Source organism: Rhodococcus sp. 06-462-5 (assembly GCF_002258315.1).
Classification (GTDB): Bacteria; Actinomycetota; Actinomycetes; order Mycobacteriales; family Mycobacteriaceae; genus Rhodococcoides.
Genome location: NZ_NOYD01000053.1, coordinates 56,733 through 67,880, shown reverse-complemented (window position 1 = coordinate 67,880; position 11,148 = coordinate 56,733). Strand labels below are relative to the sequence as shown.

The 11,148-nt window shown below is 65.1% G+C and carries 10 protein-coding genes; 3 read left to right on the top strand and 7 right to left on the bottom strand.

Annotated features, from left to right (window positions below; all coding sequences use genetic code 11):
- Positions 1-4: 4 nt before the first annotated feature.
- The 3 genes from CH251_RS24435 to CH251_RS24425 form a co-directional block, all read right to left on the bottom strand.
- Positions 5-1,555 (bottom strand): cytochrome ubiquinol oxidase subunit I, encoded by a 1,551-nt coding sequence (locus CH251_RS24435; protein ID WP_094615516.1) that lies wholly within the window; start codon positions 1,553-1,555, stop codon positions 5-7.
- Positions 1,556-1,686: 131 nt separating this feature from the next.
- Entirely contained in the window at positions 1,687-2,553 is an 867-nt protein-coding gene (locus CH251_RS24430) for an aminodeoxychorismate lyase (protein WP_094615490.1), read from the bottom strand.
- A 34-nt stretch (positions 2,554-2,587) separates the two neighbouring features.
- The gene (locus CH251_RS24425; protein WP_094615489.1) at positions 2,588-3,886 is read right to left on the bottom strand and encodes a dicarboxylate/amino acid:cation symporter; all 1,299 of its coding nucleotides are present in this window, start codon (positions 3,884-3,886) and stop codon (positions 2,588-2,590) included.
- 102 nt (positions 3,887-3,988) lie between these two features.
- Here CH251_RS24425 and CH251_RS24420 point away from each other — a divergent pair, with 102 nt between their 5' ends.
- From CH251_RS24420 to CH251_RS24410, 3 genes are all read left to right on the top strand, one after another.
- A complete protein-coding gene (locus CH251_RS24420; protein WP_094615488.1) occupies positions 3,989-5,119 on the top strand; it encodes a folate-binding protein YgfZ in 1,131 nt (376 codons plus the stop codon).
- Positions 5,116-5,751, top strand: a complete 636-nt coding sequence (locus CH251_RS24415) for an MOSC domain-containing protein (protein WP_094615487.1) — start codon at positions 5,116-5,118, stop codon at positions 5,749-5,751. Before CH251_RS24420 ends, CH251_RS24415 begins: the two co-directional genes overlap by 4 nt.
- Before the next feature lie 283 nt (positions 5,752-6,034).
- Positions 6,035-6,229, top strand: a complete 195-nt coding sequence (locus CH251_RS24410; RefSeq protein ID WP_008719426.1) for a DUF3073 domain-containing protein — start codon at positions 6,035-6,037, stop codon at positions 6,227-6,229.
- An 88-nt stretch (positions 6,230-6,317) separates the two neighbouring features.
- On the opposite strand, the gene purM is transcribed toward CH251_RS24410, so the two are convergent.
- The 4 genes from purM to CH251_RS24390 form a co-directional block, all read right to left on the bottom strand.
- Positions 6,318-7,418, bottom strand: coding sequence for a phosphoribosylformylglycinamidine cyclo-ligase (purM, locus tag CH251_RS24405; protein ID WP_032376541.1), 1,101 nt, complete (start codon positions 7,416-7,418; stop codon positions 6,318-6,320).
- A gap of 86 nt (positions 7,419-7,504) precedes the next feature.
- Complete coding sequence (locus CH251_RS28170) at positions 7,505-9,142, bottom strand: ABC transporter ATP-binding protein (RefSeq protein WP_094615486.1); 1,638 nt, start codon at positions 9,140-9,142, stop codon at positions 7,505-7,507.
- The gene (locus CH251_RS24395; protein WP_094615485.1) at positions 9,139-10,107 is read right to left on the bottom strand and encodes an ABC transporter permease; all 969 of its coding nucleotides are present in this window, start codon (positions 10,105-10,107) and stop codon (positions 9,139-9,141) included. The genes CH251_RS28170 and CH251_RS24395 overlap by 4 nt, the downstream gene beginning before the upstream one ends.
- The gene (locus tag CH251_RS24390; RefSeq protein ID WP_045200293.1) at positions 10,107-11,093 is read right to left on the bottom strand and encodes an ABC transporter permease; all 987 of its coding nucleotides are present in this window, start codon (positions 11,091-11,093) and stop codon (positions 10,107-10,109) included. Before CH251_RS24390 ends, CH251_RS24395 begins: the two co-directional genes overlap by 1 nt.
- Between the last annotated feature and the right edge of the window lie 55 nt (positions 11,094-11,148).

Here is an 11,148-nt window from a genome sequence, read left to right as displayed (position 1 = left end):
TCCCCTAGTAGGCGAACGAGAGCTGTTTGGGCTCTTCGTCTTCCGATTCCGGTAGGTCGACGTGCGGATGCGCGTCGTGGTCGAGAGGTCCTTCGACGACGTAACGCCGAAGCAGGTAGAACCACACACCACCGAGCGCGGCGTAGAGCAGTGTGAACGTCACCAGCGATGCGACGACGAGGCCGACGGGATGGTCGGAAACGCCCTGATCGACGGTGAGCCGGATCTGATCGACTCCCGAGAGGTTCGGTGCCACAACCCATGGCTGACGGCCCATTTCGGTGAAGATCCAACCGGCACTGTTGGCCAGGAACGGCGTCGGGATCGCGAGCAGCGACAACCACGAGAACCACTTCTGGTCGGGGATCCGGCCGCCCCGAGTGACCCACAGACCCGCGATCGCGAGCAGAGCCGAGCCTGCGGCCAGTCCGATCATCATCCGGAATGCCCAGTAGGTGACGAACAGGTTCGGCTTGTAGTTGCCAGGGCCGAACTGCTGCTCGTACTGCTCCTGCAGTTGGTTGACGCCCTGCACAGTGGCACCGAAGTCGTTCTCCGCCAGGAACGAGGTGAGACCGGGGATCGAGATGAGGTGCACCACGGACTCGCAGTTGTTGTGGGTGCCCACGGTCAGGAGCGAGAAGCTGGCTCCGGTCTCGGTGTCGCACAACGATTCTGCGGATGCCATCTTCATCGGTTGTTGCTCGAACATGAGCTTGCCCTGAATGTCTCCGGTGATGGCGAGCGCGCCACCGGCGACGATCATGACGATGAAGGACATGCGGGCTGCCGACCTGAACATCGACCGCGAGTCGGTGGCCGGGAGCGTAGCCTGCGTAGCGACCCCGTTTTCGGACAGCGGAGCCTGCGCAGCGACCCCAGTGGCCGGGAGGGTGCCGAGCTCGTTCTCGGTCTTCTTCCTGCGGGCCTCGCGCACCATCCACCAGCCGGAGATGCCTGCGACGAAGGTGGCGGCGGTGAGGAAGGCTCCGGCCACGGCGTGTGGAAATGCTGCCAAGGCGGTGTTGTTGGTGAGCAGTGCCCAGATGTCGGTCAGTTCGGCGCGGCCGGTCTCTTCGTTGTAGATCGCGCCGACGGGATGCTGCATCCAGGAATTGGCCGCGATGATGAAGTACGCCGAGGCGTTGACTCCGATGGCGACGAGCCAGATCGTCGCCAGGTGAACGAGTTTGGGGAGTCTGCTCCATCCGAATATCCACAGTCCGAGGAACGTGGATTCGAGGAAGAAGGCGACGAGTCCTTCGAGTGCGAGTGGAGCGCCGAACACGTCACCGACGAAGCGGGAGTATTCGCTCCAGTTCATGCCGAACTGGAACTCTTGGACGATTCCGGTGGCGACGCCGAGGGCGAAGTTGATGAGGAACAGTTTGCCGAAGAACTTGGTCAGTCGGTACCAGGAGTCCTTGCCGGTGATCACCCACATGGTCTGCATGGCAGCCACCATCGGAGCGAGGCCGATCGTGAGGGGAACGAGTATGAAGTGGTAGACGGTGGTGATACCGAACTGCCATCGTGAGACATCCAAGGCGTCCATCAAGGCTCCGAACTCTTCCACCCGTACTGTGACGGGTAACACCGCAGGTCAGGGCGTTGGCCCGCGACGAAATCGACAGTACTACTACGAGTAGTAGTAGGGAAGAGTCTTTCGGCAGGGTCGTTGGACTCCTACGGAGTTTCGACCGTCTCCACGGCGGCATCGACCATCGATCGAACATCGTCGGCGAGCCTCTGCGTCCCGAGGGGAACGCCGTTCATCGTCGTGACCCGGGCCGCGAGCGTGACGCTCGAGACCAGCCAAACGCCATCTGCTGCAATGAGATCCGCTGGATACAGGTGTCCGTGTTCGCACGTCCAACCGGCAGCCTCGGCCACGGAGAACAACCCGGCGACCGTGGTGCCGGCCAGGATGCCCTGTTCGACCGACGGTGTGACGAGAGTCTTACCGCGTGCGAGCACCACCGTCGAGCGCGGACCTTCGAGCACCCGACCCTCACTGCTGAGATAGATCACATCGTCGGCACCCTGCGCGGCCGCATGCCGGAGCGCGGCCATGTTGGTCGCATACGACAACGTCTTGGCCCCCGCGAGCTGCCACGGCGCTCCCGCCGAGAAGTCCACCGAGTAGCCGCGATCGAGCGTGATCACCGACACCCCGTCGGTGCGCGCTGCTCGCACTCGCTCGGGCAGCGGTGCGACCGTGACGTACGCGGTGGGGTCACCACCGCTTTCGCGTCCGCGACTGAGCACCAGCCGAAGAACCGCCTCGTCCTCGGACTCTCCCACCCACAGGCCGACGGACTGTTCGACGACGGAGCGCCACTGTTCGAGATCGGGAACGGGCAGGTCCAGTGCCTTCGCCGACGCCACCAGGCGGGCCAGATGCAACTCGACCGCACAGGCCGCGCCGCCGCGCACGAGCAGCGTCTCGAAGACCCCGTCGCCGCGGACCACAGCCAGGTCGTCGGCGAACAGCAACGGCCGATTCGCGTCGTGCACTCGGCCGTCCAACGTCACCACTACCGACTCCGACATGCCCGTCACCCTAGAGGGGAGCGGGCGCGGTCGATCAATCCGCTCGGTCGGCCGTCGCCATCGCGTCGGCGTACTCGTCGAGGTCGAGATCCTCGGCGACGACGACCTTGGTGCCGTTGTAGACCTCGCGGTCGATCTCGTCGTCGGCGTTGGCGACGAGCATCGCGACGAACGTGTCTCCGTTCACGTTGAGGAAAGTACGGAATATCCCGGCGAACCAGTCCACGGCGATCAGCAGGCCGACGGCCTCGAAGGGGAGGTCGAGCGAGGTCGCAAGGAACATCGCGACGACGGGGAATCCGCCGGGCACGGTGATGGTGCCCATGTTGAGCAGAACCGCCAGGCCCATACCGAGCACGATCTGCCCGAGACTCAGGTCGATGTTGCCTGCCTGCGCGAGGAACATCACCACGATCATGTAGTTGAGAACGGCACCGTAGGAGCCCATCGTCAACCCGATCGACAGCGTGAAGTTGGCGACCTTCTGGCTGACGCCGACCTTCTCGACGGTGTTGCGCAGCACCGTCGGGAACGTGACGGCCGAGCTCGTGGTCGTCACCGCGACGGCCGTCTGTTCGGTGAGCTTGCTGGGCAGCTTCCACGGGTTCAATCGGGTTCGCATCGTCACGACCACGACGAAGAGCGCGAACAGAATCAGCACCCCGAGCAGCGTGGTGCCGAGGTAGCTCAGTGCGGTGGACACCACGGAGAACCCGACGTCGCCGGCGAGCGCGGCGAGCAGGCAGAACACACCGACCGGGGCGATGACCATGACGAGCCGGATCATCGTCAGGACGATCTGCTGAATCTGGTCCATGAACGAGAGCACCTGAGTGTTGCCGGTCTTGGTGATGTGACTGCGCAGCGCGATACCGAAGAGCAGTGAGAAGACGATGATCGGCACCATCGTCGCCGTGGACATGGCGTCGAACACGTTGGTGCTGACGAAGTTGAGCAGCGTGTCCTGCCAGCCGAGCGCCTCGCTCGCCGATTCCTCGAGCGACGGATCGAGCTGCTGGGTGAACACCATGCCCGCGCCCGGGCGAATGATGCTGCTCAGGACCCAGGCCAGCACGGCCGCGACCACCGAGAACCCGATCATCCACTTGAAGGTGCGGAAGGCGATCTTGCCGGTTCCGGCGCCGGCCATCGATCCTGTGGCGACGATGACCGAGGCCATCACCAGCGGGACGATCGACATCTGGATCAGTCGGATGAACAGATCGCCGATGAACTTCAGGTTCGCGGCCCACTCGCCGACCACCAACCCGAACACGATGCCGCCGATCGCGGCGAGGCCGATCTGCGCGGCCGGATGCGCCAGTTTCTTCATGGATCGAAACGCTAGGTCCGCGTCGTCGCGATGCCGTGTCGTCGCCGTTTCGAGGGTGTAAAGGGACCGGTCACCGAGTTGCTGCGCGGGCGGGCTCCTACTATGGAAGATGTGTCCGACACAGTCACGATCAGCCCGAGTCCACTTCTGACACTTCCCGGCGCAGTGCCCTCCCCCGACGACAGCGTCGATGCCGGGGTGGCCTGGCACTACGGCAATCCGTTCGGTGAACAACGAGACGCGGTCAGCAGCGCTGCCGTCATCGATCGGTCCCACCGTTTCGTGCTCGCCATCAGCGGAGACGAACGCCTGAGTTGGTTGAACACCATCTCGAGCCAATTCGTGACGAACCTGGCCGACGGCAGCTCGGCCGAGAACCTGAGTCTGGACGTCAACGGCCGCATCGAGCATCACTTCGTCCAGACCGACCTGGCCGGTGTCACGTACATCGACACCGAGCGCGCAGCCGGCCCGGATCTGCTCTCGTTCCTGAAGAAGATGGTGTTCTGGGCGAAGGCCGAACCCCGTCAGGCCGACGAACTCGCCGTTCTCACCGTCCTCGGATCCGACGCGGCGTCGGTGCTCGAGAAGGCCGGGCTGCCGGCTCCGAGCGAGATCTACGGTGCCTCGCCGGTCGACGGCGGCGGTTTCGTTCGACGGATGCCCTGGCCGGGCAAGAATTCGTACGACGTGGTGATCCCCCGAGCGAACTCGAGCGACTGGTTCCTCCGACTGCGCGACGCCGGGGCCGCCCCGGCCGGAACCTGGGCGTTCGACGCGTTGCGGGTGGAATCGCTGCGTCCGCGCGTGGGCGTGGACACCGACGAGAAGACCATTCCGCACGAGGTGCGCTGGATCGGCAGCGCCGCGGAGTTCGGCGCGGTGCATCTGGAGAAGGGCTGCTACCGCGGGCAGGAGACGGTCTCGCGCGTCCACAATCTCGGTCGCCCGCCGCGGCATCTGGTGTTGCTGCACCTCGACGGTTCCGCGGACGGTCGGCCCGGCACGGGAGATCCGGTCACCGCGGGTGGACGGGCAGTGGGGCGTCTGGGCACCGTCATCGATCACTTCGAGCTCGGCCCTATCGCTCTGGCTCTGCTCAAGAGAACGATTCCGGTGGATACCGCCCTCGAGGCGGGACCGTGTGCCGCGTCGATCGATCCCGATTCGATCCCGTCGTACGACGACGTCCAGGCCGGTCGCGCTGCGGTGGACCGCCTGCGCGGCCGGTGATCGGGACCGTTCTCGCTGTCTGCGTCGTGCACGCCGATGTTCCGTTCGGACGCCGCGCGGTGGTCGACAGTGGCATCGACAAGCGGCCCGTCGACGGGCAGGTGGACGTCCACGAGCTCGGTATCGGCGGCGATCACTGCCGGGACACGAAGTTCCACGGCGGACTCGATCAGGCCGTCTACGCCTACGACGAGGACGAGGCGAGGTACTGGACCGACCAGCTGGGGACGCCCGTTCCTCCTGGACGATTCGGTGAGAACCTACGGACGACCGGTGTCCCGGTCACCGATGCGGTGATCGGCTCGCGATGGCGAGTGGGCAGTGTCGAGTTGGAGGTGACCATCGCCCGCAAGCCCTGTGGAACGTTCGCACGGTGGATGGCCGAGCCCGGTTGGATCCGTCGATTCACCGCGCGCGGCGATGTGGGTGCGTATCTCCGCGTGCTCGAACCCGGAGTCTTCGGTAGCGGTGACGCCGTGACTGTGACGTCGGTCCCCGAGCACGGGGTGACGGTGCGGATGCTCTTCGAGGGGAGGGATACAGCTGCGATGCAGACTCTGCTGGACGCGCCGGGATTGGCACCGAAGGTGTACCGCGATGCGGCAGCTGCGCTGAAATCGACGCGGAACTGACCCTCCGGTCGCTCCTGCGGGCTCCGCTCCCCATGACGCGCAGCACGTAGTTCTCGTGTCGCAGAACCAAGATAGTTTGCCTGTGCACGGATATGTGCAGGTACAGGCAGCGCCGACCCCTACCCCGGGCGTGTCGCGCTCGTTCGCCGACCACCGACACGTGGTGCCGTATGCGCATCGCGGCGATTCGCGCGCTAGAGTGTGTGCCAGGAAGAAATACCAACTCTAACGGGGCCGCCAAATTTCCCCAGGCCGCCCCGCAAGTCCGCGAGGGGGCACCGCCATGGGCCGAGGCAGGGCTAAGGCAAAGCAGACAAAAGTCGCTCGTGAGCTCAAGTACAGCTCGCCGACAACGGACTTGGAGAGTCTGCAGAAAGAACTCTCCGGTGGTTCGTCCAACTCCCATCGTGGCATCCACTCTGACTCGGATGTGCATTCCCGAGTCGAGGAAGACGAGTACGAGGACTGGCGACGCTAGTTTTGTGCACTGAACGACTGAGGGGGAGCCGCGGTGCGGCTCCCCCTCACTTGTTTGCCCGATGTGCGGGCGATCAGAACCGTGCCGTTCAGAACCGCGGGTGGTTACCCAGCAGCAGCGCACGCTCGTCGGCGACGTCCTTACCGGTCGCCTTCTTCACCGTGCCCAGCGTCCAGCAGTCGATGTGGCGCGCGGTCAGCACCGCGAGTGCTCGATCGACGTCCTCGGGTGCCACGATGGCCACCATGCCGACACCCATGTTAAAGGTCTGCTCCATCTCCGCCCGCTCGACGCGGCCCCGCTGAGCGATCAGCGAGAAGATCGGAGCCGGGCTCCACGTGGTGCGGTCGAGTTCGGCGACCAGACCCTCGGGCATGACCCGGGAGAGGTTGTTCGCCAATCCGCCGCCGGTCACGTGGCAGAACGTGCGGACGTCGGTTTCCGCAGCGAGCGCGAGGCAGTCCTTGGCGTAGATCTTGGTGGGCTCGAGCAGTTCCTCACCGAGAGTGCGGCCGAACTCCTCGACGTGTCCGCCGAGATCCATGTGGTTGATCTCGAGCAGCACCTTGCGAGCGAGGGAGTAGCCGTTGGAGTGCAGACCCGACGATCCCATGCCGATGACGACGTCACCGGGACGCACGCGCTCGGGTCCGAGGATCGAATCTGCCTCGACGACGCCGATGCCGGTGGCCGAGAGGTCGTAATCGCCGTCGGCCATCAGTCCCGGGTGCTCGGCCGTCTCGCCGCCGAGAAGTGCGCAGCCGGCGATGATGCAGCCTTCTGCGATGCCCTTGACCAGCTCGGCGACCTGCTCGGGAACCACACGGCCCACGGCGATGTAGTCCTGCAGGAACAACGGCTCGGCCCCGCAGACGACGAGATCGTCGACGACCATGGCCACGAGGTCGAGGCCGAGGGTGTCGTGCTTGCCGAGGGCCTGCGCGACGGCGACCTTGGTGCCGACGCCGTCGGTCGAGGCGGCCAGGACGGGCTCGCGGTAGTCGCCCTTGAGCGCGAAGAGACCGGCGAAACCACCGAGACCGCCCATGACCTCGGGCCTGCTGGCCTTCTTGGCGAGCGGCGCGAACAGTTGTACTGCTCGATCTCCTGCGGCGATGTCGACCCCGGCCGCCGCGTAGGAGGCACCGCCCGAGTGAGTTGCGCTCGTGGGTTGGGATTCCTCGGTCATTCGGCTCCAGCCTGTGTACTCGATCATGTCAGCGCCCGGTGCGGCGCGGCCCCAACGGTACCGGAGTGCCCGGTGGCGAGAAGAATTCACGTGTGCAGGCGCTTGCCCGGGATCGCCGCCAACAGCTTCTTGGTGTAGTCCGCCTCCGGCGATCGCAGGATCTTCCACGGTGTCCCCTCTTCCACGATTGCCCCGTTGCGCAGCACCACCACGCGGTGCGCAACGCGGTCGACCACTGCGAGGTCGTGACTGATGAACAGGCACGCGAAGCCGAATTCCTGCTGCAGTGCCTCGAACAGGTCCAGCACGGCTGCCTGCACCGAGACGTCCAGTGCGCTGGTCGGCTCGTCCGCGACCACCAGATCCGGTCCCAGCACCAGTGCCCGCGCCAGGCTGACGCGTTGCCGCTGCCCACCGGAGAGCTCGTGTGGGTAGCGCTTGTCGGTGCCCGACGGCAGTTGTACGGCGTCGAGGAGTTCGGTCGTCCTCGCGGCGATCGCATCCTTGGAGCCGTACTTGTGCACGATCATCGGCTCGGCAATGCACTGCCCGACGGTCAGCCGGGGGTTCAGCGATGCCGACGGGTCCTGGAAGACGAACCCGAATCGCTTGCGCAACGGCTTGAGCTTGCGTTCGCTCACGCCTGCGATGTTCTGTCCCATCACCGTCACGCTGCCACTCGTCGGCTTCTGCAGTGCTGCAACACATCTGCCGATCGTGGACTTGCCCGAGCCGGATTCGCCCACCAAGCCGAGGGTTTCACCGCGGCGGATGGTGAGCGAGACGTCGTCGACCGCCCTGAACGCGGGTGAGCCGACGCCGCCGGAGAACTGCACCACTAGACGCGAGACGTCGAGTACCGGTTCACCGGAGGTGTCGACCGTCTTGTCGGACTCCACCGCGGCGAGGGTGGGCACCGCGGCCAACAGCTTCTTGGTGTAGTCGTCCGCGGGTGCGTCGAAGAGCTGCGCGACCGGAGCTTCCTCGACGACGCGACCGTTCTGCATCACGACGACGCGGTCCGCCAGATCCGAGACGACGCCCATGCTGTGAGTGATCAGTACGATGGCGCAGCCCAACCGATCCTTGAGATCGCGGAGCAGCTCCAGGATTTCGGCCTGCACCGTGACGTCGAGGGCGGTGGTCGGCTCGTCGGCGATGATGACCTTCGCCTCGCACGAGATGGCGATCGCGATCATGACGCGTTGCTTCTGCCCACCCGAGAGCTCGTGTGGGTAGTACGAGAAGCGCTGCTCGGGGCTGGGCAGACCCACCATCGTCAACAGTTCGACTGCCCGAACCTTCGCGTCCTTCGCCGACATCCGCTTGCCGTCACTGCCCGAGTGCGCCCGCAGCGCTTCGACGATCTGATACCCGATGGTGAACAGCGGATCGAGGGCGCTGCCCGGCTCCTGGAACACCATCGAGATCTTGTTGCCGCGCAACTGCGCCCACGCCTTGTTGCTCAGCCTCGTCACGTCCTGGCCACCGAGCACCACGTGGCCCTCCACGCGCGCGGTGTCGGGTAGCAGTCCGATGGCGGATCTGACGCTCACGGACTTACCCGATCCGGACTCCCCCACCACGGCCAGGACTTCACCGGGGAACACCTCGAACGAGACCTCGGTGACGGCATCGACCTCGCCGGCATCGGTGAGGAACGTGACGGACAACGACTGCACCGACAGTGCGGACTCGCGTGGATTTGCAACACTCGAGGTCATACCTTCACCGCCTTCTTGAACTTCTTGCGGGTACGAAGCAGCGGATTGAGTGTCTCGCTTGCACTTTCGCCCACCATGGTCAGGCCGAGCACCACCAGCACGATGCCGAGGCCCGGGAACACCGACGTCCACCAGATGCCGTTGGAGATGTCGGGCAGCGCCTTGTTGATGTCGTAGCCCCACTCCGAGGCGGAGGTGGGCTCGATGCCGAATCCGAGGAAGCCGAGTCCGGCGAGGGTCAGGATGGCCTCGGCACCGTTGAGGGTGATGATGACCGGCAGCGTCTGCACCACGTTGGCGAGGATGTGGCGGAACAGGATTCGCGGAGTTCCGGCCCCGGTGACCCGGGCGGCGTCGACGTACGGTTCGGTCTTGACCGCCACCGTGGCGTTGCGTACCACGCGGAAGTACTGCGGCACGAAGATCGCCGTGATGGCGATTGCTGCGGACGCGATACCGCCGAAGCTGGACGATTGTCCGCCTGCGACGACGATCGAGATGACGACCGCGAGGAGCAGCGATGGAAACGCGTACATCGCGTCCATGAACAGCACGAGCACGCGGTCGAACCAACGGCCGATGTAACCCGAGGCCAGGCCGAGCGGAACACCGATGATCAGCGAGAGCACCAACGACGACGCGATCACCATCAATGCTGTTCTCGCACCGTAGATCACGCGGGAGAACACGTCCTCACCGCGGACCGACGTGCCGAACCAATGCTGCGCGGACGGGGCTGCCTGGCGGGCGAAATCCTGCCCGGCGTCGCTGGTCTGCGAGAACCCGTACGGAGCGAGGAGCGGCGCGAAGACCGCGGCGATCACGAACCCCACCATCAGGGCCAAGCCGACGATCAGGGTGACGCGTTGCAATCCCGAGGTGGACTTGACGAACGCGACGCCGGGAAATCCTCGACGGTGTGGACGGGTGGGAGGGACGTCGGACAGCACGACTTCGGTGCTCATCAGAACCTCACTCTCGGGTCGATGAGTGCGACGATCGCGTCGGTGACGAAGCTGACGACGGCCACCACCACGGCCAGGAACGTCACGATGCCCTGCACCGCAACGAAATCGCGGGCCTGCAGGTACCGGGCGAGTTCGTAGCCCAGGCCCTGCCACTCGAAGGTCGTCTCGGTCAGCACCGCTCCGCCGAGCAGTACGGCGATCTGCAGGCCGATGACGGTGACGATGGGAATCATGGCGTTGCGGAACGCATGCCGTCGCGTCACCGTGCCCTCGCTCAATCCGCGAGCGCGTGCGGCGTCGACGAACGGTGCCTGCAGGGTCTGAATCAGGTTGACTCGCACCAGCCTCAGGAACACTCCGGCCGTCAGCAGACCCAGAGCCAGAGCGGGAAGTACCGCATGTTCCAGGACGTCCACGGTATAGCTCGTCTCTCCGTAGAGGAACGAATCGACGATCAGAATGTTGGTCTTGGGCGAGACGTTCTGCAGTGCCAGTTCCACATTGGTGCTGGCTCGTCCTGCCACCGGCAGCCAGCCGAGCTTGACGGCGAACAGCAGTTTGAGGAGCATGCCGACGAAGAACACCGGAGCCGCGTACGCCAGGATCGCGAAGATCCGCAGCGAGGCGTCGCCGAATCGGTCTCGATGGGTGGCGGCGAAGAAGCCGAGCGGGATGCCGACCGCGAAGGCGACCAGCAGTGCCCAGAACGCCAATTCCAGTGTGGCAGCGCCGTTGACGAGCAGAACGTCACTGATCGCGCGATTGTCGGTCGCCGAGCGGCCGAAATCGCCGCGCAGCAATCCGGTCAGGTACTCCCAGTACTGCGTCAGGATGGGCCGGTCGTATCCGGCTTCGGCCTTGCGCTGGGCGATCTGTTCGGCGGGTAGGCGGCCGCCGAGGGCGGCGGTGATCGGATCACCGATCACCCGCATGAGAAAGAAGACGACGGTGACGAGAATCCAGGCAGTCGGAATGATCAGCAGAAATCTGACCCCGAGATAACGGGCGAGCGCGCCGTACCGTGACGGCGCGCTCGCC

What these genes read in the sequence shown, in the direction of transcription:
- CH251_RS24435 (WP_094615516.1), bottom strand. Translation starts at nt 1,555, where the DNA reads ATGGACGCCTTGGATGTCTCACGATGGCAGTTCGGTATCACCACCGTC.
- CH251_RS24430 (WP_094615490.1), bottom strand. Translation starts at nt 2,553, where the DNA reads ATGTCGGAGTCGGTAGTGGTGACGTTGGACGGCCGAGTGCACGACGCG.
- CH251_RS24425 (WP_094615489.1), bottom strand. Translation starts at nt 3,886, where the DNA reads ATGAAGAAACTGGCGCATCCGGCCGCGCAGATCGGCCTCGCCGCGATC.
- CH251_RS24420 (WP_094615488.1), top strand. Translation starts at nt 3,989, where the DNA reads ATGGAAGATGTGTCCGACACAGTCACGATCAGCCCGAGTCCACTTCTG.
- CH251_RS24410 (WP_008719426.1), top strand. Translation starts at nt 6,035, where the DNA reads ATGGGCCGAGGCAGGGCTAAGGCAAAGCAGACAAAAGTCGCTCGTGAG.
- purM (WP_032376541.1), bottom strand. Translation starts at nt 7,418, where the DNA reads ATGACCGAGGAATCCCAACCCACGAGCGCAACTCACTCGGGCGGTGCC.
- CH251_RS28170 (WP_094615486.1), bottom strand. Translation starts at nt 9,142, where the DNA reads ATGACCTCGAGTGTTGCAAATCCACGCGAGTCCGCACTGTCGGTGCAG.
- CH251_RS24395 (WP_094615485.1), bottom strand. Translation starts at nt 10,107, where the DNA reads ATGAGCACCGAAGTCGTGCTGTCCGACGTCCCTCCCACCCGTCCACAC.